The sequence below is a fragment of the Rubrivivax albus genome (assembly GCF_004016515.1).
GTDB lineage: Bacteria > Pseudomonadota > Gammaproteobacteria > Burkholderiales > Burkholderiaceae_C > Rubrivivax > Rubrivivax albus.
The window spans coordinates 236,591-258,005 of sequence record NZ_SACT01000002.1; the positions used below are offsets into that span (position 1 = coordinate 236,591).

Below are 21,415 nucleotides of genomic sequence, written 5' to 3' on the forward strand. Positions count from 1 at the left end.
GTGTCATATACCTAGGCGGGTATATTGATGAAGTGTCGCGATGAGGGCGATAGCCGGTGACCGACGGCGCTCAGCGCGCCGCCGTGAGGTCGGCGTAGTAGCTCGCCAGCGCGTCGACCTCGGCGCTGGACAGTCGCTGCGCGAAGGCCCGCATGCCGCGCTTGGGGTCGTTGGTGCGCACGTCGCCGTGGTACTGCTGCAGCGTGCGCACCAGGTACCGCGGGTTCTGCCCCGCGAGCGCCGGGCTGGCCTTGCCGTCGCCGGTGCCGCCCTGCCCGCGTGCGCCGTGGCAGGACGCGCAGGGCGTGATCAGGCGCGACGGATCGCCCTTGCGCACCAGCCGCTGCACGGCCGCCGCGGCGACGGTGGTCTTCGGCCGCGGCGTCTCGGCCTCGTGCGGCAGCGGCAGCGTCGCGTACCAGGCGGCGAGGTCGGCCATGTCCTGCGCCGCCATGTCGCGCGTCACCGCGTGCATCAGCGCGGCGCGTTCAACTTCGGCGCGGATGCCGCGCTGGTAGTCCACCAGCATCTTGAACGTGTAGGCCGCGCGCTGCCCGGCCACGTGGGGCCAGTTCGGCGTGGGCGCCACGCCCTTCGCGCCGTGGCAGGACGCGCAGAACTGCTCCGCGTGCAGCCGTTCGCCGCGCGCCGGTTCGCCGGCCGGCATGGTGGCCAGCAGCGTCCGCAGTTCGCCGGGTGACAGCGCCGCCGGTGCCGGCTGGCGCTGGCCATGGGCCTCGGCTTGCATCTCGGCGTGCGCGGCAGGCAGCAGCGCGGGCACGGCAGCGGCCAGCACCAGCAGCGCGGCGGCCGCGAGATCTCGCAGGGGGGTGTTCATGCGAAGACGTCCTCGGTGAAGGTGCGCAGCCAGGCCTGCTGGTAACGCGCGCCCAGGCGGATCTGGTTGGCGCTGGCGTCCAGCGGCAGGAAACGCTTGCCGTTGATGCGCGCGATCTTCCCGTCCACCAGGCGGAACACGTCGGCCACGAACAGGCCGTACTGGCTGCCGGCCAGCGCGTAGCAGGTGTTCTCCCACACGGGCTCGGGTGCCGGGCGGCCGGCCAGCTGCTCGACGATGGCTCGCGCCACCGCCTTGGCCTGGTTGTTGGCCGAGAAGCCGCTCTTGGGCATGGCGTCGGCGATGCTCGCGTCGCCGATCACGTGCACGTTCGGCACGCGCTGGCTGGCGAAGTCGATGCGCTCGACCGGGCACCAGCCGGTCGCATCGGTCAGGCCCAGGTCCACCGCCAGGCGCGCGGCCTTCATCGGCGGGATGACGTTGACGACGTCGGCCTGGATGGTCTCGGCCTCGGTCTCCACGCGCATGGTCTTAGCATCGACCTTCAGCACTCGGCCGCCCTGGCTGCCGCGGATCCACGCGATGCCGCTGGCGCCGTCGGCGTGGCGCTTCAGCTCGGCGCCGGCGCTGATCTTCTGCGCGTAGTCGGGCGGCGGGTTGAAGCCGTACAGCCGGTTCCAGCCGAGCATCATCGTCTGGTCGGTGACGAAGCCGTCCTTGGGGTCGGCGATGATGACCTTGGCCGCCGGGTTGTGCTGCTGGAACCATTCGGCCATCAGCGCCGCGCGCTCGTACGGCCCGGGCGGGCAGCGGTACGGGTTGGGGGGCGCCGCGATGACGAAGACACCGCCCGGGCGCATGGCCTGCAGCTGGCGCGCCAGCAGCGCGGTCTGCGTGCCGGGGATCCAGCCCGAGGGCATGCGCGTCTCGGCCACCTCGCGGCTGTAGCCGGGAATGGCGTCGTACATCAACTCGATGCCGGGCGAGACGATCAGGCGGTCGTAGGGCAGCTGGCGCCCGCCGGCGGTGCGCAGCACGCGGCGCCCGGCGTCCAGTGCGGTCGCGGTGTCGATGACCACCTGCACGCCCCAGCGGCTGGCCAGTGCGTCGTAGGACACCTGAAGCGCCTGCATCGTGGTGTGGCCGTTGAGCACCTCGCTGGACCCGTACGGCCGCACGTAGAACGGCTGGCGCTCGACCAGCGTGACCTGCAGCGCCGGGTTGAAGAGCTTGAGGTACTTGGCGGCCGTGGCACCGCCGACGCCGCCGCCGACGACCACCACGCGCCCTGCAGCGCCCTGCGCGCGCAGCACGGCGGGCGCGGCCACGAGACCGCCGAGGGCCAGGCCCATGCCCTGGAGAAGATCGCGGCGCCTCATCGTGCGGCCTCCTGCATCGGAAGGGATTCGAAATAGCTGCCCAGGGCCTGCAGGTCGGCGTCGGTGAAGCCGTCGGCCACGTGGCCCATCAGCGTGCTGGGGCGCGCGCCGCTGCGGAAGTCCTGCATCGTGCGCACGAACTGCGTGCGCGGCATGCCGGCCAGCGGCATGAAGGCCTCGTCGTCCAGCTGGCCGCGCGTGCCGTGGCAGGCGGCGCAGGTGTGCGCGATGGCCTCGCCGGCCGGGGCCGGCAGCGCCGTCAGCGGCGACGGCGTGGCCGGCGCGGGCTTGAGTGTCATCGGCGCCGGCGTCTGGGCCATCGATTCGGGCAGGTGCCACCAGCTGGTCGCGGCACCGAGCGTGCACAGCGCGGCCAGGATCCACAGTGGGCGGGCACGGTGTCGAAGTGTCTTCATCTCGGGCTCCATCTCAGCGCACCATCACCCAGGCACCGATGGCGAAGTAGTGGACGATCCACAGCGCGATCAGCGCCACGGACCAGCGCCCCAGCCGTGCCACCGCAGGCGACGGCGTGTAGGTGCCGCGCGTCTGCCCGGCCTGCCAGGCCACCGTCAGCAGCCAGCCCAGCACCACGCCGCCGACGATGGCGAAGGTGGCGAAGAAGGTCACCGTGCTGTAGGCGTCGAAGTTGACGCGGTAGGTCATCGCGTCGTAGCCGTGCGCGCCCAGCAGCGTCACGTAGCGCAGCCACTCGCGTGCCGCGGCCACGACGATCAGCGCCACCGCGCCGACGCCGAACACGGCGTAGCCCCAGCCGCCCTGGTCCAGCCGGCGGCCGAGTGCCGAGGGCAGCAGCACGGTGAGCACCAGCATCGCCGCGGCCAGCACCATCGGCGCCGAACCCAGGAACCAGGCCATCTTCTCAGGCAGCATGGCCATCCAGGCCGCACCCGCCACCACCGCCACCGCGCCGCCGCCCAGCAGCAGCTGCTGCGACAGACGCTGCAGCAGCGCCAGGTAGCCGGCATCGGCTTCCTGTGCGCCGATCAGGTAGCGGCGCACCGCCACCAGCCAGGCGCCGGTGACCGGCGCGGCCAGCGCGATGAAGAAGGCAAAGCGCGCCACGCTGTAGGCGTGCAGCGTGCGGCCGGATGCGTCCACCGTGCCGCCGGGCGCGTACCACTCGCGCCACTGCTCGGGCCACAGCATCTGGTAGCTGAGCACGTGCATGATCCAGCCAACGAGCAGCAGCAGGGCCAGCGACGCCACCATCAGCCAGCCACCGCGCGCCGGGCGCGCGCGCAGGTCCTCGTTGAGCCAGTAGAAGCCGTACATGGCGCTGTAGCCGGCGATCAGGATCACGATGAAGCCGATCACCCACCAGGCCGACAGCACGTTGCTCGTGTACCAGAAGGGGTCGTAGACCACCTGCACGAACAGCAGCGGCGCCACGCCGATGACGATGGCCACCGACACCGCGATCTTGCTGGTAGCCAGCATGGCCGCGGCCAGGCGGCGCCAGCGTACGTCGGCGCGGAAGGCGCCGGACAGCACCAGCGTGCCGGCGCCCAGCATCACCTGCACCGCGGCGATGTGCAGCGCGAAGGTCAGCACGCCCAGCAGCAGGAAGACCAGCGGGTGGGACGGCACGCCCGCGGGGTCGCGCAGCGCAAGCAGCATCTCGGCATTCATCGGGGGGCTCCTTCAGCGTCGTCGGCGACCGACGGCAGCACGGCGGCCTGCCGCGTGCGCCGGTCCACCCAGGCCTGGGCAGCGGCCGGGTCGGACAGGCTGGCGATGTAGGTGGCCAGCGCCTCGGCCTCGTCATCCCGCAGCGGGATGGTGGGCATGTACATGGTGTTGCCGGTGGACAGCGCGGCCTGCAGGTAGGCGGCCAGCGCCGGTACGTCGGTGTTGCCGCCGAAGTAGCGCGCCAGCGGCCGCATGCCGGTGTTGGTGAGCGAATGGCAGTTCGAGCAGGTGGTCAGCGCCAGAAAGCGGCCGGCCTCGAGCAGGTTGCTGCCGTCCACCTGCCGCAGCGCATCGGGCGCGAACGGGTGCAGCTTCAGGAAGCCGTGCGCCTCCAGCGCCGGCAGCTCGCTGCGGATGCCCATGCCCGGCACGTCGCGGGCGATGACCTGGTTGCTGTAGACGTACTGGCCGGCGACGAACGGCTTGCGGATCGATTCGCGCGTGGTCTCGCCGGGCCACAGGCCCAGCACCAGCAGCGCCACCGTCATCACCGAGGCCATGGCCATGTGCACGCGCCTGGGCTGCACCAGGGTCCAGACGAACCAGGCCAGCGTCAGCGCGAGCACGGTGGCCATGGCCGGCGCATAACCGGCGGGCATGCGGTTCTCCAGCACCACCAGGGCCGACTCCGGCAGCGTGGCCAGGTACCACCGCTGCAGCAGCGCGCCGGCCACGGTGGACACGATGCCCACCCAGGCCAGCACGCGCAGCACGCGCCGCTTGACGTCGGCATCCTCGAAGCGCGAGGCCACGATGCCGCCCACCACCGCCGTCATCGTCAGCATGAAGGCGGTGCGCAGCGCCAGCTGGGCCCAGGTGTTGGCGCCGTAGAAGCCGTTGAGGTAGCCGCCGTCGGTGAACCACTCGGGCTGCCCCGGCCACATCATGAAGCTGAGGATGCCGATGATGATCAGCATCGTCGTGTAGCCGGCCAGGCCGAACACCAGCGCGATGTTCAGGTGCGTGCGGCGGTCCACCTTGCCGGCCAGGTAGACCAGCATGTAGACGCCCACCACCTCGATGACGAAGAAGACCCACTCGGTGGCCCACTTCCACACGAAGCTGTGAATCAGCGCCGAGATGCCGCGCGGGCTGGCCACCGTGGTGCTGTACCAGATGCCCGGCCCGGTGATCGAGCCGATCACGTAGCTGAAGACCAGCAGGAACAGGCCGTAGCGGCGGATGAAGTCCAGGTACTCCGGCTTGTCCACGCGGTGGGCGTAGACCGCCAGGCCGGCGAAGAACACTGCGGCGCCGACCGAGGTGTGCGAAGCCAGCACGTGGATCGTGGCGATGATGCCGACGATCCAGCCGCTGCCCACGCCCGGTTCGAACCAGGTGGGATAGAGACCGATCAGGTCCACGGGCTTGTCTCCTTGTGCGGGTGCCGACGAGGGCGGGGGGCCTTGGCCGCGCTCAGAACGCCAGCGTCTGCACGCCCGGCTTCAGCAGGTGCGCGGCCACGTCGGCCGGCTTGGCCGGCGTGACGCCGGGCAGCAGGTCACTGGCCTGGCGGCCGGTGTTGGGCAGGTACAGCGCGCACACCTCGACCCGCGCGCCGCCCTTCATCAGGCTGACCAGCATCTGCTGCGGCGTGACGTTGCGCGGCTTGAGCGCAGGCGACTCTGCGCCCTGGACCGCGATGTCGCCGGCGGCGTCGCACAGCAGCACGCGCACCTGCGCCTGCTGCTGCTGCGCCTGCGTGGCCAGCACCATCGCCGCGCCCTGCGCCATCGGGCTGCCGGTATGCACGGAGACGAACAGTTCGGCGGCGGGGGCGGTGGTGGCTAGCGCCAGGGTGGTGGCCAGGGTGATCAGGGACTTCATGCGGTACTCCAGGTGAGGCCTGCGCGCTGACTGACAGCGCACGGATGCGAACAGTGACGTACCTGATGCTTATCAAGACCCGTGCCATCCGATAGCGTCGGGAAAACTCTCCACGAATCAATGATTTGCACGCTCGTCGTCGACGAGGCTGCATCGGGAATGCTGCCACTGTCATGACAGTACGTCACGTTGACAGTGTCCCGTGCCAACGCAACGCGGCCCCGGATCGCCTGGGCGGGCCGGGGCCGCGAGGATGGGCGTGGTCGACGCAGGTGCTGTCGGCAGTGCCTGTTGCCGCTCAGGCGGGGTCACAGGCGCAGGGGCGCGCCTCGGTGTTGACCATGTGGTCGGCCAGCGCGGCCAGGCGCTGCTCGATGGCGCCGCGCAGCGCCGCGTCGGGCACCTGCGCCTGCAGCGCCTCGCGCATGCACAGCATCCACTCGTCGCGCTCCAGCGGGCCGATGGCGTAGGGCCGGTGGCGCATGCGCAGCCGCGGGTGGCCCAGGCGCTGCACGTACAGCGGCGGGCCGCCCAGCCAGCCGGAGAGGAACTCGAACAGCCCCTGGCGCGCGCCGTCCAGGCTTTCCGGGTGGATGCGGCGCGCGTTGTAGGCCTCTGGCAGTTCGTCCATCAGGGCGTAGAAGCGGTCGACCAGGCGGTGCAGGCCGGGTTCGCCGCCCAGGGCGGCATAGGGTGTGTGGGCTGGCGTGAGGGTCATCGGGGAAACGGTTGGGGTGTGGCGGCCACGGGGGCGCCAAAGAAGCGGTCGGTGAAGCGCACGTACCAGGCTGCGGCCTGCACCTGCACCACGTAGGCCATCGCGATCAGCAGCGCCGCTTCCGCGCCCTGCGCGCGGAAGACGCCGATGGCGATCGCCAGCGCGATGGACAGGTTGCGCATCACGGTGCCGTAGACCAGGGCGATGGCGTCGCCGCGCGCGAACAGCATGCGCCCCACCACGGTGGAGATGCCGAAGTTCAGTGCGTAGATCACCACCAGCGGCCACAGCAGCGTCAACAGTGCGGCGGGGTCGCGCCCGATGTCGGGCGCCTTCAACGCCATCGACACGAAGACGATGCCCAGCACACCCAGCGTGGACCAGGGCGGGAAGCGCAGCTTCAGGTGCGTGTCGAAGGCCTCGGCACCGTGGCGCGCCACCAGCCAGCGCTGCGTGGCCCAGCCCAGCGCCATCGGCAGGAACACGATGAGGGCGATCTGCGCCATCACCGAGGCCATCGGGATCTCGACCACCGCGCCCATCAGCAGCTTCAGGTAAAGCGGCGCCAGCAGGGCCCCGGCGATGAGGCCGATCACCGTCATCTTCACCGCTGCCGGCACGTTGCCCCTGGCAAAGCCGGTCCAGGAGATCGTCATGCCCGAGGTCGGCAGCAGCGCCGTCAGCAGCAGCGCCAGTTGCAGCGCCGGCTGACCGGGAAAGAAGACGCGCCCGGCCGCCCAGCCCACCAGCGGCATCAGCACGAAGTTGATGACCAGCGCCACGGCGTGCAGCCGGCCGTGGCCGCGCGCCGCCAGGGCCTTGAACTTCAGCGACACCATCATCGGGTAGACCATCAGCAGCGTCAGCGGCAAGATGGCCGCGCGCAGGAAACCGGCGTCGGTGACGGTGCCGAAGGCCAGCCCCAGCACCATGGCGCCGGGGATGCTCCAGACCAGGTGCTTCTGCAGCCAGGCCAGCAGGGTGGACATGGGTGGCTCCGGTGCGGGTCAGGCCGACGTGGCGTCGGCGGCCGTGGTGCTGGACACGGCCTCGAGCCGGTCCACCACACGGCGCAGCGCCGCGTGCGCGCGTTCGCAGGCCGGGCGCACGCCCGGCTGCGTGGCCAGCGCGCCGATGGCGCGCGGGTCCTGCAGCACGATGCGGGTGCGGCCGGGCTCGCGCTCGGAGACGCCGCAGCCGCAGGGCAGCAGCGCGGCGATGTCGGGTTCCGCGTCCATCAGCGCATGGGCGATCGCCGGGCTGCACACACCCAGCAGGCGCTGCGGGGGGCTGTCCAGGCCGAGCTTGGCCTTCAGCGTGGCCTGCACGTCGACCTCGCTGACGATGCCCATCTGCTCGGCCGTCAGCGCGGCGCGCAGGGTGTCGATGGCCGCCGGCAGCGGCTGCGGCAGTTCGACGGCGAAGGCGTAGGGAATGCTCATGGGGATGCTTTCGGAAGGCGGAGGGAGGGAAGGGTCAGGGCATGAACCGCAGCCAGGCCGCCAGGGCCAGCGCGGCGGTCACGGCCCAGCCGGAAAACGCGGCGCGCAGCAACGGCTGACGCGGCACGAAGCCCACGCCGCGCACGAAGCCGGCGCTCATGGCCCAGAAGAGCGCCATCGCCAGGCCGTGGTCGGCCTGGCCAGCGGCGTTGGTCATCAGCGGCGGGTACAGCGTGCCCACCAGCATCAGGGCCAGCGCCGCGGCCAGGCTGGGGCCGTGCAGGCGGGGTGAAGGGGGCGCGGCGTCGGTCATCGCGGGTTGCCGTCGTCGTCGTGCCGCAGGGCGGCGAGCCGGGCTTCCTCGTTCTCGCCCCACATCGCGTTCATCACGGCCAGCAGCACGGCGAAGCCGACCCCCAGCATCCAGGCGAAGTACCACATGGTCGTGCTCCTTCAGGCGGCGTCGCCAATGCGCAGGCGCGATGCGCTGACGAACGTGTGCGGCGGGATCTCGAGGTTGGTCGGCGCGGGCTTGTTCTTGAACACGCGGCCGGCGCCGTCGAAGGTCGAGCCGTGGCAGGGGCAGAAGAAGCCGCCGGGCCAGTCGGCCGGCAGGCTGGGGTTGGCCGTGCCCTGCGGCGCCACGGTCGGCGAGCAGCCCAGGTGCGTGCAGATGCCGATGGCGACGAACCACTCGGGGTTCTTCGAGCGCGCCGGGTTGGCCAGGTCCTCTGACAGGCCGTCCTTGCTCGACGACGGGTCGGCCAGTTCGGCGTCGTGGCCCTGCAACGCGGCGATCATCTCCGGCGTGCGGCGCACCACCCACACCGGCTTGCCGCGCCACTCGGCCACCTTCATGCCGCCGGGCGGGATGTCGCCGATGTCCACCTCCACCGGCGCACCGGCAGCGCGTGCACGCTCGCTGGGGGCCAGCGTGGAGACGAAGGGCACGGCGGTGGCCACGGTGGCCACGCCGCCGGCGACGCCGGTGGCGATCAGCCAGGTGCGGCGCTCGGGGTCGCTGGCGGATGGCTGGGGCAAGGCAGTGTCGGTCATGGGGTCCTCCTGGACTCGAGTGACGGGTGATGGGCAGAGCCAGTCAAGGCCCGGTCTCGATGGGCGAGCCGACGATGGCGTCGAACTCGGCTGGCGTGATGTACTGCGGCACGTAGCTGCCGCCCTGCTGCGTCAGCAGCTTCACGTAGGACCGCAGGTGGTTGCGCGAGCCGCGCTGCAGGTTGTCGTAGACGAGCTGGAGGTCCGCGTTGTCGGTCCCGGCGCGCAGCGCCGCGATGTCGCGGATGTCCAGCTCCTCGATCTGCACGCCCACGGTGAGCGCGTCGACCAGGCTCCCGCGGCTGGTGGCCACGAGTGCGTCGTGCAGGGCCTGGAAGCTGGGCGTGAAGAACACGCCTTCGGGCAGGCCGGCCAGCGGGTCCGGCAGACCGTAGCGCGCCAGCAGCGCCAGCACCGCTGCCGTGTGCGTGGCCTCGCTGTCGGCGATGTTGGCGAAGACCGGCGTGCCCCACAGCGCGGCGCTGGCGGCATACACGTCGTGCGCCAGCCGCTCCTCCTCGCGCATCATCGCCAGGCCCTGGGCTTCCGCCGACGACAGCGTCTGCAGCGGCAGGGCGGCGAGTTGCGTGGCCAGGTTGGCGGCATCCATTGTCGAGGTGCCGCTGGCGTCGACGCGCATCACCGGCGCCGGGTCGCCGCCGCCGCAGGCGGCGAGGCTCAGCGCGGCGGCGGCCAGCGTGGCGGCAATCCAGCGGCGGTGTTTCGCGGTGGTCATGTCGGTGTCCTTTCTCAGGGCATGCATCAGTACGCGGTATGGCTGTTGGCCCGGATGTGCGCCACGGTGACCTTGCCGCGCATCACGCGGTAGGCCCAGCCGGTGTAGAGCACGATCAGCGGCATGAAGATCAGCGTGGCGCCGAGCATCAGGCCCAGCGTCAGCGGGCTGGAGACGCTGTCCCACACGGTGAGGCTGGCCGCGGGCATGGTCGACGACGGCATCACGAAGGGGAACATCGCCGCACCGGCCGTGCCGATGACGCCGACGATGGCCAGCGCCGAGGCCACGAAGGCGGCCAGCGTGCGCCGCACCGCCACCAGCCCCGCGGCCAGCAGCGCCCCGGCCACGCCCAGCGCCGGCAGCGCCCACAGCAGCGGCTGCGTGGCGTAGTTGCGCCACCAGGCGTCGGCGCTGCGCGCCACGGTCTTGGCCAGCGGGTCGGGCGCGGCGGCCGGGTCCAGCACCGAGGTGATCACGAAGCCCTCGATGCCGCCCACGCGCAGCCAGAGGCCCGCGCCGATGAAGGCCAGCACCATCAGACCGGCGGCGCCGGCGGCGGCCTTCACGGCACGCGCCTGGATCGCACCCTCGGTGCGGTGCGCCAGGTAGGTGCCGCCGTGCATCGTGATCATCGCGCTGGACACCACGCCGGCCAGCAGCGCGAAGGGGTTGAGCAGCTGCCAGAAGCTGCCGGTGTAGGTGCTGACGAGCTGGTCGTCGAAGTGGAAGGGCACGCCCTGCAGCAGGTTGCCGAAGGCCACGCCGAAGATCAGCGGCGGCACGGCCCCGCCGACGAACAGGCCCCAGTCCCAGGTGCTGCGCCAGCGCGCGTCGTGGATCTTGCTGCGGTAGTCGAAGCCCACCGGCCGGAAGAACAGCGCCCACAGCACCGCCAGCATGGCCCAGTAGAAGCCGCTGAACGCGGTGGCGTAGACGAGGGGCCAGGCCGCGAAGATGGCGCCGCCACCGGTGATGAACCAGACCTGGTTGCCGTCCCAGTGCGGGCCGACGGTGTTGATGACGACGCGGCGCTCGTCGTCACCCTTCCCGACGAAGGGCAGCAGCGTGCCCACGCCCATGTCGTGGCCGTCCATGATGGCGAAGCCCACGAGCAGCACGCCCACGAGCAGCCACCAGATCAGCTTCAGGGTGGGGTAGTCGATCATCGTGTGCTCCTTCGCTCAGGCGTGCGCGGGTTCGTTGGCATAGCGGCCGGTACCCAGCGAGCCGGGGCCCTGGCGCGCGAACTTCTGCATCAGGTAGATCTCGACGACCAGCAGCAGCGTGTAGAAGCCCACGAAGCCGGCCAGCGAGCCGTAGAGGCTGTTCACGCTCAGCGTCGAGACGCTCAGGTGCGTGGGCAGCACGCCGTAGATCGTCCACGGCTGGCGGCCGTACTCGGCCACGAACCAGCCCAGTTCGCTGGCGATCCACGGCGCCGGCAGCATCCACACCGCCCAGCGCAGGATCCACGGCCGCGCGGCGCACTCGGTCTTCAGCGTGCTCCAGAAGGCCAGCGCGAACAGCACCAGCATCGCGAAGCCCAGGCCCACCATGAGCCGGAAGCTCCAGAACATCGGCGTCACGCGCGGCACGGTGTCGTTCGTCGCCCGGTCGATCATCTCCGGCGTGGCCTGGCGCACGTCGGTGGTGTACTTCTTCAGCAGCAGGCCGAAGCCGAGGTCGCCCTTCGTGGCCTCCAGCGTGCGGCGCGCATCGTCGTTGCCGCGGTCCTTGCGCAGCGTCTCCAGCGCCGCCACCGCCGTGATGCCGTTGACGATGCGCTCGCGGTTCTTCGCCTTGATCTCGTGGATGCCGGGAATCTCCTTGGAGACCGAGCGCGTGCCGATCAGGCCCATCACCCAGGGAATCTCCACCGCCCAGTCGTTGCGCTGTTCGGCCTCGTTGATGCCGGCGATGACGTTGAAGCTGGCCGGCGCCGGCTCGGTCTCCCACATGGCTTCGATGGCGGCCATCTTGGTCTGCTGGGCCTCGCCCACGGTGTAGCCGCTCTCGTCGCCGAGCACGATCACGCTGAGCACGCTGGCCAGGCCGAAGGCGGCGGCCACGCGGAAGCTGCGCTTGGCGAACTCCACGTCGCGGCCCTTGAGCAGGTACCAGGCGGAGATGGACAGCACGAACATCGCCCCGGTGACGTAGCCGGCCGAGACCGTGTGCACGAACTTGGCCTGCGCGTCGGGGTTGAAGACCACGGCCCAGAAGTCCGTCATCTCCATGCGCATGGTCTGCCAGCTGAACTCGGCGCCCACCGGGTTCTGCATCCAGCCGTTGGCGATCAGGATCCACAGCGCGCTGAGGTTGGTGCCCACCGCCATCAGCGTGGTCACCATCAGGTGCTGCGTCCTGCTCAGCCTGTCCCAGCCGAAGAAGAACAGGCCGATGAAGGTGCTCTCCAGGAAGAAGGCCATCAGGCCCTCGATGGCCAGCGGGGCGCCGAAGACGTCGCCCACGTAGTGCGAGTAGTAGGCCCAGTTGGTGCCGAACTGGAACTCCAGCGTGATGCCGGTGGTCACGCCGAGCGCGAAGTTGATGCCGAAGAGCTTGCCCCAGAAGCGGGTCATGTCCTTCCACACCGGCTTGCCGGTCATCACGTAGACCGTCTCCATGATCACCAGCAGCCAGACCATGCCCAGCGTCAGCGGCACGAACAGGAAGTGGTACATGGCCGTGGCGGCGAACTGCAGCCGCGACAGGTCGACCAGGGTCTCGTTGATCATCGGGGGGCACCGTCGGCCGGGGTGACGAGGTGGGCGGCCGCGGTGCCGGGGTCGACCGGCACGCCGAGGTCGCGGACGAAGAACCACCACAGCCCGGCCAGCAGCGCCAGCTTCACGAGCACCGCGACGATCAGGTGCCGCACGAGTCGGTGGGATTCGTCCTTCATGCCCCTGCAGGTATCAAGAGCCGTGCCAGCGTGCACGCGGACGGAAAGACGCGTGGAATCAGGCACTTGGCCGAGCAAGGGTGCCATGCGGTGGCAGCCAGGTTCTGCCATCGTCATGACAAACCTGCCACTTGTGGCAGACTGGCTGCATGCCGCGCGCCACGCCGACCGCCCTGCCCGAGCTGGTGTCCTACCTCGAGGGCCTGCCCGAGCCGCACATCCTGTTCGACCGGCGCTACCGCATCGTGGCCGCCAACGCCGCCTACCGGCGGCAGTTCGCGCCCACCGGCAGCGTGGTCGGCCGCACCTGCCATGCGGTGTCGCACGGCATCGACGTGCCCTGCGACCAGGCCGGCGAGTCCTGCCCGCTGGCGCGCGCCCGCGAATCCGGCCAGCGCGAGCGTGTGCTGCACCTGCACCACACGCCGCAGGGCGAGTCCTACGTGAACATCGAGCTGGTGCCGCTGCGCGACGCCCAGGGCGAGCAAGGCTGGTTCATCGAGAAGATGGAGCCGCTGGCCCTGGCCCAGACCGGGCCGGGTACCCCGGGGCTGATCGGACGCGCGCCCGCCTTCCAGCAGATGCTGGAACTGGTGGCGCGGGTGGGGCCGTCGAACGCCAGCGTGCTGCTGCTGGGCGAGTCCGGCACCGGCAAGGAACTGGTGGCGCAGGCGGTGCACGCGGCCAGCCACCGCGCCGGCGCGCCGCTGGTGGTGGTGGACTGCGCCAGCCTGCCCGAGACGCTGTTCGAGAGCGAGGTCTTCGGCCACGAACGCGGCGCCTTCACCGGCGCCACGCAGGCGCGGCCCGGGCTCGCCGAATCGGCCGATGGCGGCACGCTGTTCCTCGACGAGGTGGGCGACATCCCGTTGACCATGCAGGTCAAGCTGCTGCGGCTGCTGGAGAGCGGCACCTTCCGCCGCGTGGGCAGCACCGAGCTGCGCCGCACCGACCTGCGCGTGGTCAGCGCCACCCACCGCGACCTGAAGGCGATGGTGGCCGACGGCCGTTTCCGCCAGGACCTGTACCACCGGCTGGCCACGTTCCCGATCGCGCTGCCGCCGCTGCGCGCACGCGCCACCGACATCCCTCTGCTGGCCGAGGCGCTGCTGGCACGGGTGGCGCCGCGGCCCGGCCTGCGCCTGTCGCGCGCGGCGCAGACGCGCCTGCAGCAGCACCGCTTCCCGGGCAACGTGCGCGAGCTGCGCAACGTGCTCGAGCGCGCCGCCCTGCTGTGCGACGGCGAGCGCATCGAGGCCACGCACATCGACCAGGCGCTGGCCTTCGACGCGCCGGGCGCCATGCCGGGCACCGGCACCCCCGACCTGCAGGCACGGCTGCGCGCCCACGCCGGCAGCCGCGCGGCGCTGGCCCGCGAAATGGGCATCAGCGAGCGCACGCTGTACCGGCGGCTGCGCGCCCTCGGCACGCCCGACGGCGCCTGATCAGGCGCGCTGCACGCCCGGCCGCGGCGCCGCCGCATCGTCCCAGGCCGGCCCGTCGAACCACGGGTCGCCCTTCAGCCAGGCGGCCAGCATCGGCAGCGCATCCACGCCCCAGAAGTGGCGGCCGTCGGCCGTGACCGTGGGCACGCCGAAGACGCCTTCGGCCACGGCGGCTTCGGTCAGGGCCCGCAGCTCGGCCTTGACCTCGACGCCGGCCGGGTCGCGCACCGGCGCCAGGGTGTCGGTCAGGGCGGCCACGCGCTGCGGGTCCTCGGCATCGGCGCCGTCGCCGCGCCACACGTGGTGCAGCACGGCCTCGCAGACGCGCCGGTTGGGCCCCTGCCCCGCCGGCGCGCAGGCCAGCATCAGGCGCAGCAGCGGCAATGGGTTGAACGGGTGGCGCGCCGGCAGCTGCAGCGGCACACCCAGCTGGTGGGCGCGCCAGGCCACGTCACGGTAGGTCCAGGCGCGCTTGGGCGCGATTTCGGCAGGACCCTTCTGGCCATGGTGCTGCAGCAGGCCGGCGAACAGCACCGGCCGGTACTCGACCCAGTAGCTGCAGCCTTCCAGCGCCTGCGGCAGGGCCTCGAAGGCCAGGTAGGCGTAGGGCGAGATCGGGTCGAGGTGGAAGATCAGGCGCTGCATCGGTGCATTGTCCGCCCGGGCGGCAGAATGGCGCCATGTCCGATGTGTCTTCCCTGCGCCCCCTGGCCGGCGTGCGCGTGCTCGAGTTCTGCCAGGTGGCCGCCGGCCCCTTCTGCGGCATGCTGCTGGCCGACTTCGGTGCCGACGTGATCAAGGTGGAACCACCCGAGGGCGATGCGCTGCGCACCTGGCCGCCGCTGACCGCCGGCTTCAGCGAGAACTTCGCCAGCCTCAACCGCGGCAAGCGCTCGCTGGCGCTGGACCTGAAGAACGCCGAGCACCGCGCGCTGGCGCTGCGCCTAGCCGACGAGGCAGACGTGATCGTCGAGAACAGCCGCCCCGGCGTGATGGACCGCCTGGGCCTGGGCCACGCGGCGCTGCGCGCGCGCCGCCCGCAGCTGGTTTACGCGTCGATCTCCGCCTACGGCCAGGACGGCCCGCGCGGCGGCGAAGGCGGCTTCGACCTCACGATCCAGGCCGCCGCGGGCGTGATGAGCGTCACCGGCGAGCCCGACGGCGCCCCGGTGAAGGCCGGCGTGCCGATCGCCGACTTCGCCAGCGGCCTGTACGCCGCCTATGCCATCGCGGCGCTGCTGGCGCGCGTGCGTGCCGGCGGGCCGGGTGGCCACATCGACGTGCCGATGTTCGGCGCCACGCTGGCCATCGCCGCGCTGCAGACCAGCGAGTACTTCGGCACCGGGCGCAACCCGGTCAAGCTGGGCTCGGCCCACCCGCGCAACGCGCCCTACCAGGCCTTTGCGGCCAGCGACGGCTTCTTCGCCATCGCCGCCGGCAACAACCGGCTGTGGGCCGCCGTGTGCGAGACCGTGGGCGTGCCCGAGCTGCTGGACGACGAGCGCTTCCTGACGCCCACGCTGCGCGCCCGCCACCAGCGCGAGCTCAAGGCGCTGCTGGACCCGCACTTCGCCGGGCGCACGGTGGCCGACTGGCTGACCGCCTTTGCCGCCGCCGGAGTGCCGCACGCGCCCATCAACGGCTACCGCGAGGCGCTGGCCGATGCGCAGGCGGCGCACCTGGGCCTGGTGCAGTCGCAGACCCTGCCCGGCGGCCACGCCACGCAGACGGTGGGCTGCCCGCTGCGGCTGGACGGCCAGGTGCTGCCGGTGGACACGCGGCCGCCGGCGCTGGACGAACACGGCGACACGCTGCGCGCCGGCGATGGCTGGAGACCCCGATGAACACCGACCGCTTTCCCGCCTTCGTGGCCGCGATGACGGCGCTGGTGGCGCGCACCGGCGACGAACCCACGCTGCTGCGCGAAGGCCGCGCCCTGTTGACCGCCCTGGTACGCCACGACGACTGGCTGCCCGACCGTGCCGCCGTCGCGCGCGACGACCGCTACGCCCAGCACCTGCTGCACCGCGACCCGCAGGGCCGCTTCTCGGTGGTCAGCTTCGTCTGGGGCCCGGGCCATCGCACGCCGGTGCACGACCACACCGTGTGGGGCCTGGTGGGCGTGATGCGCGGGGCCGAACGCTGCGAGGAGTGCAGCGTCGCGGACGGCGCACCCCGCCTGTCGGGTCACGCCCACGTGATGCAGCCCGGCGACGTGGAGGCGGTGTCGCCCACCGTGGGCGACTGGCACCGCGTGAGCAGCGCGCGCGACGACGGCCTGTCGATCAGCATCCACGTCTACGGTGCCGACATCGGCCAGCTGCGCCGCCACCGGCTGGACGACCGGGGGGCGGTGATCGACTTCGTCTCCGGCTACGACAGCCTGCCGGCATGCTGACATCCACGCACGCTGGTGGCGTGGCCACGCTGACGCTGGCGCGGCCCGATCGCGGCAACGCGCTGGGGCCGGACCTGGTGGAAGCGCTGCTGGCCGCGGTGCTGGCCGCCGGCGAGGACGACACCGTGCACACGCTGGTGCTGCGCGGCGAAGGCCGCCACTTCTGCACCGGGCTGGACCTGTCGGACCTGGACCAGTGCCGCGACGGCGACCTGCTGCAGCGCCTGGTGCGCATCGAGACCCTGCTGGCCGCCGTGTGGCAGGCGCCCATGCGCACGGTGGCACTGGCCCAGGGCCGCACCTGGGGTGCCGGTGCCGACCTGTTTGCCGCTTGCGAGGTGCGCCTGGCCATGGCCGACGCGACATTCCGCTTCCCGGGTGCGCAGTTCGGCATCGTGCTCGGCACGCGGCGGCTGGCCGAGCGCGTCGGGGCCGATGCGGCTCGCGCCATGACGACCACGGGCGGCGAATGGCGTGCGGCGGACGCCCAGGCCGCGGGGCTGGTGCAGCAGGAGGTCGGCGACGCTGCCGGCATCGACGACGCACTGGACGCCGCCTGCCGGACACCGGCGGTGGACCGGCTCACCGCAGCGGCGCTGCGTGCCGCCAGCCGCATCGAGCGGGCGGATCAGCGGGACGCCGATCTGGCGGCGCTCGTGCGCTCGGCCGCCAGGCCGGGTCTCGTGGACCGCATCCGCGCCTACCGCGCCCGTCTGCGCGCCTGAGCGTTCGCTCCGAAGGGCCGGCGGCCCGCCCGGTTTGATCCACGTCAATACCATTTGTGAGCCGGGAAACCACAGAGTTTCGGATACCCGTTGCCGTACTGCATGTAGGCGAAAAAAGCCACGCGAATCGCGCGATAGGCTGAAGCAGCGCTGTCGAAGATGACGCCATCGATGCCGCGTCCAAGGAGGCGGCCATCGAGGCTCAACAGCAGTTCGACGCGATGGAGTACGGCCAGACCATGCAAGCAGCACCTCAGGACGCTGGAACCCCGACCAGCCAGCGCTGGCGTACCTGGTGGCGCAGAACCGCGCCTGCTGCGTCCAGAGAGGGTGCCCGCGCCAGCGCCGCCGATGCCACGCAGGTGATCGACCGCATGTCCGAGGCGGTGGACACCTGGGCCGGGCACATCGGCACCGTGCAGGCGACCATGCATTCGGCCACCACCGACCTGCTCGGCGGGTTCGCAGGCATCCTGGAGGACCTCGACGCGGTCACGGCCCTGGAGCAATCGGCCGAAGCCAACGATGGGCGCGTGCTCGACCGACGCGCCGCGATGCTCAGCCGCTGCGAGGACCAGTTGCGTGGCCTGCTGAAGAACTTCCACGGTTTCGTGGAAAGCCACGGTGAGGTGATGTCGTCGATCCAGGATCTGGCGGGCTCGTCCACGCAGCTGTCGACGATGGCGGACGAGGTCAGCAAGATCGCGCGGCAGACGAACCTGCTGTCCATCAACGCCGCCATCGAGGCCGCCCGCGCGGGCGACAGCGGCCGCGGCTTTGCCGTCGTGGCCGGCGAGGTGAGGCGGCTGTCCACCGAGTCCGGCGCCACCGGCCAGCGCATCAGCGCGCAGATCGAGGACTTCGGCCGGGTCATGACGGCGTCCGCCACGCGGGCCCGCACGCGTGCCGAGCGGGACGCCACCGTCATGACCGACTCCGAACGCACCATCTCCGAGGTCGTGTCGCAGGTCGACTCGGCGATCTCCGGGCTGGAGCAGCGCGCCGCCGAGCTGACCGCGCGCAGCGAGGCCGTGCGCCAGCGCGTCAACGAAATGATGATGGCGTTCCAGTTCCAGGACCGCGTGCAGCAGATCCTCGACCAGGTCGTCTCCAGCATGCAGCGCTCGATGGCCGAGATGCGTGGCGCCGTCGCGGCCGGCAGCGTGCCCGATGCACAGGCCTGGCATGCGGTGATCACCTCGGGCTACACCACGGCCGAGCAGCGCGGCACCTCCAACACCACCGACGCCGCACCGGCGCAGGAAACCACCTTCTTCTGAGGCCACCATGGCAAAGACCATCCTGATCGTCGACGACTCCAGCTCGCTGCGCACGGTCGTGAAGATCGCCCTTCAGCGTGCCGGCTACGACGTGGTGGAGGCCAGCGACGGCGCCGACGCGCTGGCGAAGCTGAACCAGCTGGCCAAGGTGCACCTGATCGTCAGCGACGTGAACATGCCCAACATGGACGGCATCACCTTCGTCCAGCAGGTCAAGCTGCACGCGCGGCACAAGTTTGCGCCGGTGATCATGCTGACCACCGAGGACCAGGCGGCCAAGAAGGACCAGGGGCGCGCGGCCGGTGCCAAGGCCTGGATCGTCAAGCCGTTCAACCCGCCGCAGCTGCTGGACGCGGTGTCCAAGCTGATCCTGCCTTGAGGAGCCGGCACCATGCCCCGCAAGGCCAAGACCGTCCCGGCCGCTCCGCCCGCAGCCCGGCCCCTGCCCGACGAACTGACCATCTACACCGTCGGTGAACTGCACCGGCAGTGGCTGGACTGGATCGCCACGCTGCCGGCGGACGGTGCGGTGGCGGCCCTGGCGGCCCACGCCGTCGACCAGGTCGACGCGGCCGGCCTGCAGCTGCTGGTGTCGCTGGACAGCGCACTGGCACGCCGGGGTGCTGCACTGACGTTGCAGGACCCGAGTTCCACGCTGGTGGACGGCTGCCACGCGATGGGCCTCGGGGCCTGGCTGCAGACCCGCACACAGGCTGCAACGGGGGCGAAGGCATGAAGAAGGACATCGACAGCAGCTTCGTGCAGGACGCGCTGCCAGCGTTCATCAGCGAGGCCGGCGAACAGACGGCGGCCATCGAGCAGCTGCTGCTGCAGCTCGAGGGGGCGCCGGACGATGCCGAGCTGCTCAACGCGCTGTTCCGCTGCGCCCACACTGTCAAGGGCTCGGCCGGCATCTTCGGGCTCGACCGTGTCGTCGCCTTCACCCACCATGTCGAAAGCCTGCTGGACCAGTTGCGCGACGGCCAGCTGGCCTTCACGCCGGCGCTGTCCACCCTGCTGCTGAAGTGCAACGACCAGATCCAGGCCCTGGTGGACCAGGCCGGCCGGGGTGACGACGGCGACGACACCGAAGGCGATGCCACCCGCTCTGCGCTGATCGCGGCGCTGCAGAACGCAGCGGGCCAGGGCGATGCGGCCTCGAGCCCTTCGCCTGCAGCGGCATCGGCGAGCCCGGCGCCCACCGACGGGACGATGGGCGACCGCCGGTGGCACGTCGCCGTGTGCTTCGGCGCGGACACGTTCCGCAACGGCATGGACCCGCTGGCGATCCTCAACTACGTGCGCGGCCTCGGCACGATGGCCACGCTCACCTGCGATCTCGCCGGCATCCCGCCGCTGGACCAGATCGACCCGGAGAGCTGCCATCTGACCTTCGAATTCGGGCTCGACACGCAGGCACCCCGTGTCGAGATCGAGGGCGCCTTCAGCTTCGTTCGCGACGACTGCGAACTGCACGTCGTCGAGCCCGGCGCCACCCCGGAGGCCTTCGCGGCGGTGATCGAGGCGATGCCCGACAACCCGCGGCTGGGTGACATCCTGGTGGCCGCCGGCGCGATCACGCGCGCCCAGCTGCAGCAGGCCTTGCGCCGGCAGTCCGAAGTCGCCGCCTCAGGCCAGCGCACCCAGCTCGGCGAGGTGCTGCAGACCGTGGCCGGCGTCAGCTCGCAGGTGGTCAAGGCGGCGCTGGACAAGCAGTCGCGTCAGCGCGAGGCGGCTGGGGGCAGCGGCGCGCCGGCGGAGGACCAACGCTACATCCGCGTGCAGGCCGACCGGCTGGACGCCGTGATCAACCTGCTCGGCGAACTCGTGATCGCCGGCGCCGGCGCGTCGATGCTGGCGCGCCAGACCCGGCAGAGCCCGCTGATCAAGGCCAACGCGCAGATGGGCCGGCTGATCGAGGAGATCCGCAACGGGACGCTGCAGCTGCGCATGGTGCCGATCGGGGAGACCTTCTCGCGATTCCGGCGGGTCGTGCGCGACACCGCCGCCGAGCTCGGCAAGGACGTGGTGCTGGAGCTGCAGGGCGGCGAGACCGAGCTCGACAAGAGCGTGGTCGAGCGCATCGCCGACCCGCTGATGCACCTGGTGCGCAACGCGCTCGACCATGGCCTGGAGACTCCGGAGGCCCGGGAAGCGGCACGCAAGCCCAGGCAGGGCAGCCTGGTGCTGTCGGCCTGCCACGAGAGCGGCAGCATCCTCATCTGCATCACCGACGACGGCCGCGGCATCCAGCGCCAGAAGGTGCTCGAACGTGCGTGGGACCGCGGCCTGCTCGAGCGTGGCGTGGTGCCGGCAGATGCCGACATCGACCGGCTCATCTTCGAGCCCGGGTTCAGCACGGCCGAGAAGGTCACGAACCTCTCGGGCCGTGGCGTGGGCATGGACGTGGTCAAGCGCAACATCGAGGCCCTGCGCGGCACGGTGGCGCTGTTCAGTGAGCCGGGCATCGGCTCGCGCATCGAGATCCGCCTGCCGCTGACCCTGGCCATCATCGACGGCTTCCTGGTCGGCGTCGGGCACTCCAAGTTCATCTTCCCGCTCGACGCGGTGGTCGAGGTGATCGAGAACCGGCCGACGGCCGGCGAGGTCGACGCCCACGGCCGCGGCTTCGTCGAACTGCGCGGCCAGGTGCTGCCCGTGGTTGGCCTGCGCCAGCTCTACGACCTGGGCGGCGACGAGCCCGAGCGCGCCAGCATCGTCGTGCTCAACACCGGCGGACGCCGCTACGGCGTGCGCGTTGACAGCCTGCTCGGCCAGCACCAGACCGTGATCAAGCCGCTCGGCCGCATGTTCCGGAGCCTGCGCGGCATGAGCGGTTCGTCGATCCTCGGCAGCGGCGAGGTGGCGCTGATCTTCGACGTGCACGCCCTGGGCCACCTCGCGGCGGCACCGCCGGGAACCCGGTCTACCGCCCCTGCCCCCTCACTGTCATCCGGCCATGCCGGCAACACCCAGAACGTCTGACCCC

26 protein-coding genes are annotated in these 21,415 nt (G+C 71.3%); 8 read left to right on the forward strand and 18 right to left on the reverse strand.

All coding sequences use genetic code 11. The annotated features are described in order from the left end of the window. Window positions 1–70 precede the first annotated feature (70 nt). From ENE75_RS07305 to cydP, 16 genes are all read right to left on the reverse strand, one after another. Entirely contained in the window at window positions 71–838 is a 768-nt protein-coding gene (locus tag ENE75_RS07305) for a c-type cytochrome (protein ID WP_128197351.1), read from the reverse strand. Then, on the reverse strand, window positions 835–2,178 hold the full coding sequence (locus ENE75_RS07310; RefSeq protein WP_128197353.1) for an NAD(P)/FAD-dependent oxidoreductase: 1,344 nt from the start codon (window positions 2,176–2,178) through the stop codon (window positions 835–837). The genes ENE75_RS07305 and ENE75_RS07310 overlap by 4 nt, the downstream gene beginning before the upstream one ends. After that, window positions 2,175–2,594, reverse strand: a complete 420-nt coding sequence (locus ENE75_RS07315; protein ID WP_128197355.1) for a c-type cytochrome — start codon at window positions 2,592–2,594, stop codon at window positions 2,175–2,177. The genes ENE75_RS07310 and ENE75_RS07315 overlap by 4 nt, the downstream gene beginning before the upstream one ends. A 13-nt stretch (window positions 2,595–2,607) precedes the next feature. Next, a complete protein-coding gene (locus ENE75_RS07320; RefSeq protein WP_128197358.1) occupies window positions 2,608–3,831 on the reverse strand; it encodes a hypothetical protein in 1,224 nt (407 codons plus the stop codon). Next, a complete protein-coding gene (locus ENE75_RS07325; RefSeq protein ID WP_233258975.1) occupies window positions 3,828–5,255 on the reverse strand; it encodes a cytochrome c in 1,428 nt (475 codons plus the stop codon). The genes ENE75_RS07320 and ENE75_RS07325 overlap by 4 nt, the downstream gene beginning before the upstream one ends. A 52-nt stretch (window positions 5,256–5,307) precedes the next feature. Further along, window positions 5,308–5,718 carry a DsrE family protein gene (locus tag ENE75_RS07330; protein ID WP_128197360.1) on the reverse strand — a complete coding sequence of 137 codons (411 nt, stop codon included), beginning with the start codon at window positions 5,716–5,718 and terminating at the stop codon, window positions 5,308–5,310. Between the two features lie 298 nt (window positions 5,719–6,016). Then, on the reverse strand, window positions 6,017–6,436 hold the full coding sequence (locus tag ENE75_RS07335) for a group II truncated hemoglobin (protein ID WP_128197362.1): 420 nt from the start codon (window positions 6,434–6,436) through the stop codon (window positions 6,017–6,019). Further along, on the reverse strand, window positions 6,433–7,425 hold the full coding sequence (locus ENE75_RS07340) for an arsenic resistance protein (RefSeq protein WP_128197364.1): 993 nt from the start codon (window positions 7,423–7,425) through the stop codon (window positions 6,433–6,435). The genes ENE75_RS07335 and ENE75_RS07340 overlap by 4 nt, the downstream gene beginning before the upstream one ends. An 18-nt stretch (window positions 7,426–7,443) precedes the next feature. Beyond that, window positions 7,444–7,878, reverse strand: a complete 435-nt coding sequence (locus ENE75_RS07345) for a DUF302 domain-containing protein (protein WP_128197367.1) — start codon at window positions 7,876–7,878, stop codon at window positions 7,444–7,446. A gap of 34 nt (window positions 7,879–7,912) precedes the next feature. Next, the gene (locus ENE75_RS07350; RefSeq protein ID WP_128197369.1) at window positions 7,913–8,191 is read right to left on the reverse strand and encodes a cyd operon YbgE family protein; all 279 of its coding nucleotides are present in this window, start codon (window positions 8,189–8,191) and stop codon (window positions 7,913–7,915) included. Continuing rightward, window positions 8,188–8,319: a cytochrome bd-I oxidase subunit CydX gene (gene cydX / locus ENE75_RS07355; protein ID WP_128197371.1), complete on the reverse strand. Its 132-nt coding sequence runs from the start codon at window positions 8,317–8,319 to the stop codon at window positions 8,188–8,190. The genes ENE75_RS07350 and cydX overlap by 4 nt, the downstream gene beginning before the upstream one ends. Before the next feature lie 12 nt (window positions 8,320–8,331). Then, window positions 8,332–8,934, reverse strand: a complete 603-nt coding sequence (gene petA / locus ENE75_RS07360; RefSeq protein WP_128197374.1) for a ubiquinol-cytochrome c reductase iron-sulfur subunit — start codon at window positions 8,932–8,934, stop codon at window positions 8,332–8,334. Window positions 8,935–8,977: 43 nt separating this feature from the next. After that, window positions 8,978–9,670: a DUF2202 domain-containing protein gene (locus ENE75_RS07365; RefSeq protein WP_128197375.1), complete on the reverse strand. Its 693-nt coding sequence runs from the start codon at window positions 9,668–9,670 to the stop codon at window positions 8,978–8,980. Between the two features lie 26 nt (window positions 9,671–9,696). Further along, the gene (cydB, locus tag ENE75_RS07370; protein WP_128197377.1) at window positions 9,697–10,839 is read right to left on the reverse strand and encodes a cytochrome d ubiquinol oxidase subunit II; all 1,143 of its coding nucleotides are present in this window, start codon (window positions 10,837–10,839) and stop codon (window positions 9,697–9,699) included. Between the two features lie 15 nt (window positions 10,840–10,854). After that, on the reverse strand, window positions 10,855–12,411 hold the full coding sequence (locus ENE75_RS07375) for a cytochrome ubiquinol oxidase subunit I (RefSeq protein ID WP_128197380.1): 1,557 nt from the start codon (window positions 12,409–12,411) through the stop codon (window positions 10,855–10,857). Next, window positions 12,408–12,578 carry a cytochrome oxidase putative small subunit CydP gene (cydP, locus tag ENE75_RS25065; RefSeq protein WP_199232239.1) on the reverse strand — a complete coding sequence of 57 codons (171 nt, stop codon included), beginning with the start codon at window positions 12,576–12,578 and terminating at the stop codon, window positions 12,408–12,410. The genes ENE75_RS07375 and cydP overlap by 4 nt, the downstream gene beginning before the upstream one ends. A 149-nt stretch (window positions 12,579–12,727) precedes the next feature. Here cydP and ENE75_RS07380 point away from each other — a divergent pair, with 149 nt between their 5' ends. After that, on the forward strand, window positions 12,728–14,023 hold the full coding sequence (locus ENE75_RS07380) for a sigma-54 interaction domain-containing protein (protein WP_128197382.1): 1,296 nt from the start codon (window positions 12,728–12,730) through the stop codon (window positions 14,021–14,023). Here the strand turns inward: ENE75_RS07380 and ENE75_RS07385 are convergent, their stop codons facing one another. After that, window positions 14,024–14,668: a 2-hydroxychromene-2-carboxylate isomerase gene (locus ENE75_RS07385; protein WP_128197385.1), complete on the reverse strand. Its 645-nt coding sequence runs from the start codon at window positions 14,666–14,668 to the stop codon at window positions 14,024–14,026. It lies immediately after the preceding gene. 44 nt (window positions 14,669–14,712) lie between these two features. Here ENE75_RS07385 and ENE75_RS07390 point away from each other — a divergent pair, with 44 nt between their 5' ends. The 3 genes from ENE75_RS07390 to ENE75_RS07400 are packed head-to-tail and all read left to right on the forward strand — an operon-like array spanning window position 14,713 to window position 17,146. Further along, entirely contained in the window at window positions 14,713–15,867 is a 1,155-nt protein-coding gene (locus ENE75_RS07390; protein ID WP_375138479.1) for a CaiB/BaiF CoA transferase family protein, read from the forward strand. After that, window positions 15,864–16,421: a cysteine dioxygenase family protein gene (locus tag ENE75_RS07395; protein ID WP_128197389.1), complete on the forward strand. Its 558-nt coding sequence runs from the start codon at window positions 15,864–15,866 to the stop codon at window positions 16,419–16,421. The genes ENE75_RS07390 and ENE75_RS07395 overlap by 4 nt, the downstream gene beginning before the upstream one ends. Next, complete coding sequence (locus ENE75_RS07400) at window positions 16,415–17,146, forward strand: enoyl-CoA hydratase/isomerase family protein (RefSeq protein ID WP_128197391.1); 732 nt, start codon at window positions 16,415–16,417, stop codon at window positions 17,144–17,146. Before ENE75_RS07395 ends, ENE75_RS07400 begins: the two co-directional genes overlap by 7 nt. 44 nt (window positions 17,147–17,190) lie before the next feature. Here the strand turns inward: ENE75_RS07400 and ENE75_RS07405 are convergent, their stop codons facing one another. Continuing rightward, window positions 17,191–17,391 carry a hypothetical protein gene (locus ENE75_RS07405; RefSeq protein WP_128197393.1) on the reverse strand — a complete coding sequence of 67 codons (201 nt, stop codon included), beginning with the start codon at window positions 17,389–17,391 and terminating at the stop codon, window positions 17,191–17,193. Between ENE75_RS07405 and ENE75_RS07410 the strand changes: the two genes are divergently transcribed. From ENE75_RS07410 to ENE75_RS07425, 4 genes are read left to right on the forward strand one after another with little or no spacing between them, the layout of a single operon-like run. Continuing rightward, on the forward strand, window positions 17,386–18,426 hold the full coding sequence (locus ENE75_RS07410; RefSeq protein WP_158288880.1) for a methyl-accepting chemotaxis protein: 1,041 nt from the start codon (window positions 17,386–17,388) through the stop codon (window positions 18,424–18,426). The two genes, ENE75_RS07405 and ENE75_RS07410, sit on opposite strands and share 6 nt — an antisense overlap. Window positions 18,427–18,433: 7 nt before the next feature. Then, window positions 18,434–18,805 carry a response regulator gene (locus ENE75_RS07415; protein WP_128197397.1) on the forward strand — a complete coding sequence of 124 codons (372 nt, stop codon included), beginning with the start codon at window positions 18,434–18,436 and terminating at the stop codon, window positions 18,803–18,805. Between the two features lie 12 nt (window positions 18,806–18,817). After that, a complete protein-coding gene (locus tag ENE75_RS07420) occupies window positions 18,818–19,162 on the forward strand; it encodes an STAS domain-containing protein (protein ID WP_128197399.1) in 345 nt (114 codons plus the stop codon). Continuing rightward, the gene (locus ENE75_RS07425; RefSeq protein ID WP_128197402.1) at window positions 19,159–21,411 is read left to right on the forward strand and encodes a chemotaxis protein CheA; all 2,253 of its coding nucleotides are present in this window, start codon (window positions 19,159–19,161) and stop codon (window positions 21,409–21,411) included. The genes ENE75_RS07420 and ENE75_RS07425 overlap by 4 nt, the downstream gene beginning before the upstream one ends. Window positions 21,412–21,415: the final 4 nt, after the last annotated feature.

Bases quoted from the DNA above. Each gene is read 5' to 3' on its own strand.
- ENE75_RS07305 (WP_128197351.1), bottom strand. From the start codon at position 838: ATGAACACCCCCCTGCGAGATCTCGCGGCCGCCGCGCTGCTGGTGCTG.
- ENE75_RS07310 (WP_128197353.1), bottom strand. From the start codon at position 2,178: ATGAGGCGCCGCGATCTTCTCCAGGGCATGGGCCTGGCCCTCGGCGGT.
- ENE75_RS07315 (WP_128197355.1), bottom strand. From the start codon at position 2,594: ATGAAGACACTTCGACACCGTGCCCGCCCACTGTGGATCCTGGCCGCG.
- ENE75_RS07320 (WP_128197358.1), bottom strand. From the start codon at position 3,831: ATGAATGCCGAGATGCTGCTTGCGCTGCGCGACCCCGCGGGCGTGCCG.
- ENE75_RS07330 (WP_128197360.1), bottom strand. From the start codon at position 5,718: ATGAAGTCCCTGATCACCCTGGCCACCACCCTGGCGCTAGCCACCACC.
- ENE75_RS07335 (WP_128197362.1), bottom strand. From the start codon at position 6,436: ATGACCCTCACGCCAGCCCACACACCCTATGCCGCCCTGGGCGGCGAA.
- ENE75_RS07340 (WP_128197364.1), bottom strand. From the start codon at position 7,425: ATGTCCACCCTGCTGGCCTGGCTGCAGAAGCACCTGGTCTGGAGCATC.
- ENE75_RS07345 (WP_128197367.1), bottom strand. From the start codon at position 7,878: ATGAGCATTCCCTACGCCTTCGCCGTCGAACTGCCGCAGCCGCTGCCG.
- ENE75_RS07350 (WP_128197369.1), bottom strand. From the start codon at position 8,191: ATGACCGACGCCGCGCCCCCTTCACCCCGCCTGCACGGCCCCAGCCTG.
- cydX (WP_128197371.1), bottom strand. From the start codon at position 8,319: ATGTGGTACTTCGCCTGGATGCTGGGGGTCGGCTTCGCCGTGCTGCTG.
- petA (WP_128197374.1), bottom strand. From the start codon at position 8,934: ATGACCGACACTGCCTTGCCCCAGCCATCCGCCAGCGACCCCGAGCGC.
- ENE75_RS07365 (WP_128197375.1), bottom strand. From the start codon at position 9,670: ATGACCACCGCGAAACACCGCCGCTGGATTGCCGCCACGCTGGCCGCC.
- cydB (WP_128197377.1), bottom strand. From the start codon at position 10,839: ATGATCGACTACCCCACCCTGAAGCTGATCTGGTGGCTGCTCGTGGGC.
- ENE75_RS07375 (WP_128197380.1), bottom strand. From the start codon at position 12,411: ATGATCAACGAGACCCTGGTCGACCTGTCGCGGCTGCAGTTCGCCGCC.
- cydP (WP_199232239.1), bottom strand. From the start codon at position 12,578: ATGAAGGACGAATCCCACCGACTCGTGCGGCACCTGATCGTCGCGGTG.
- ENE75_RS07380 (WP_128197382.1), top strand. From the start codon at position 12,728: ATGCCGCGCGCCACGCCGACCGCCCTGCCCGAGCTGGTGTCCTACCTC.
- ENE75_RS07385 (WP_128197385.1), bottom strand. From the start codon at position 14,668: ATGCAGCGCCTGATCTTCCACCTCGACCCGATCTCGCCCTACGCCTAC.
- ENE75_RS07395 (WP_128197389.1), top strand. From the start codon at position 15,864: ATGAACACCGACCGCTTTCCCGCCTTCGTGGCCGCGATGACGGCGCTG.
- ENE75_RS07400 (WP_128197391.1), top strand. From the start codon at position 16,415: ATGCTGACATCCACGCACGCTGGTGGCGTGGCCACGCTGACGCTGGCG.
- ENE75_RS07410 (WP_158288880.1), top strand. From the start codon at position 17,386: ATGCAAGCAGCACCTCAGGACGCTGGAACCCCGACCAGCCAGCGCTGG.
- ENE75_RS07415 (WP_128197397.1), top strand. From the start codon at position 18,434: ATGGCAAAGACCATCCTGATCGTCGACGACTCCAGCTCGCTGCGCACG.
- ENE75_RS07420 (WP_128197399.1), top strand. From the start codon at position 18,818: ATGCCCCGCAAGGCCAAGACCGTCCCGGCCGCTCCGCCCGCAGCCCGG.
- ENE75_RS07425 (WP_128197402.1), top strand. From the start codon at position 19,159: ATGAAGAAGGACATCGACAGCAGCTTCGTGCAGGACGCGCTGCCAGCG.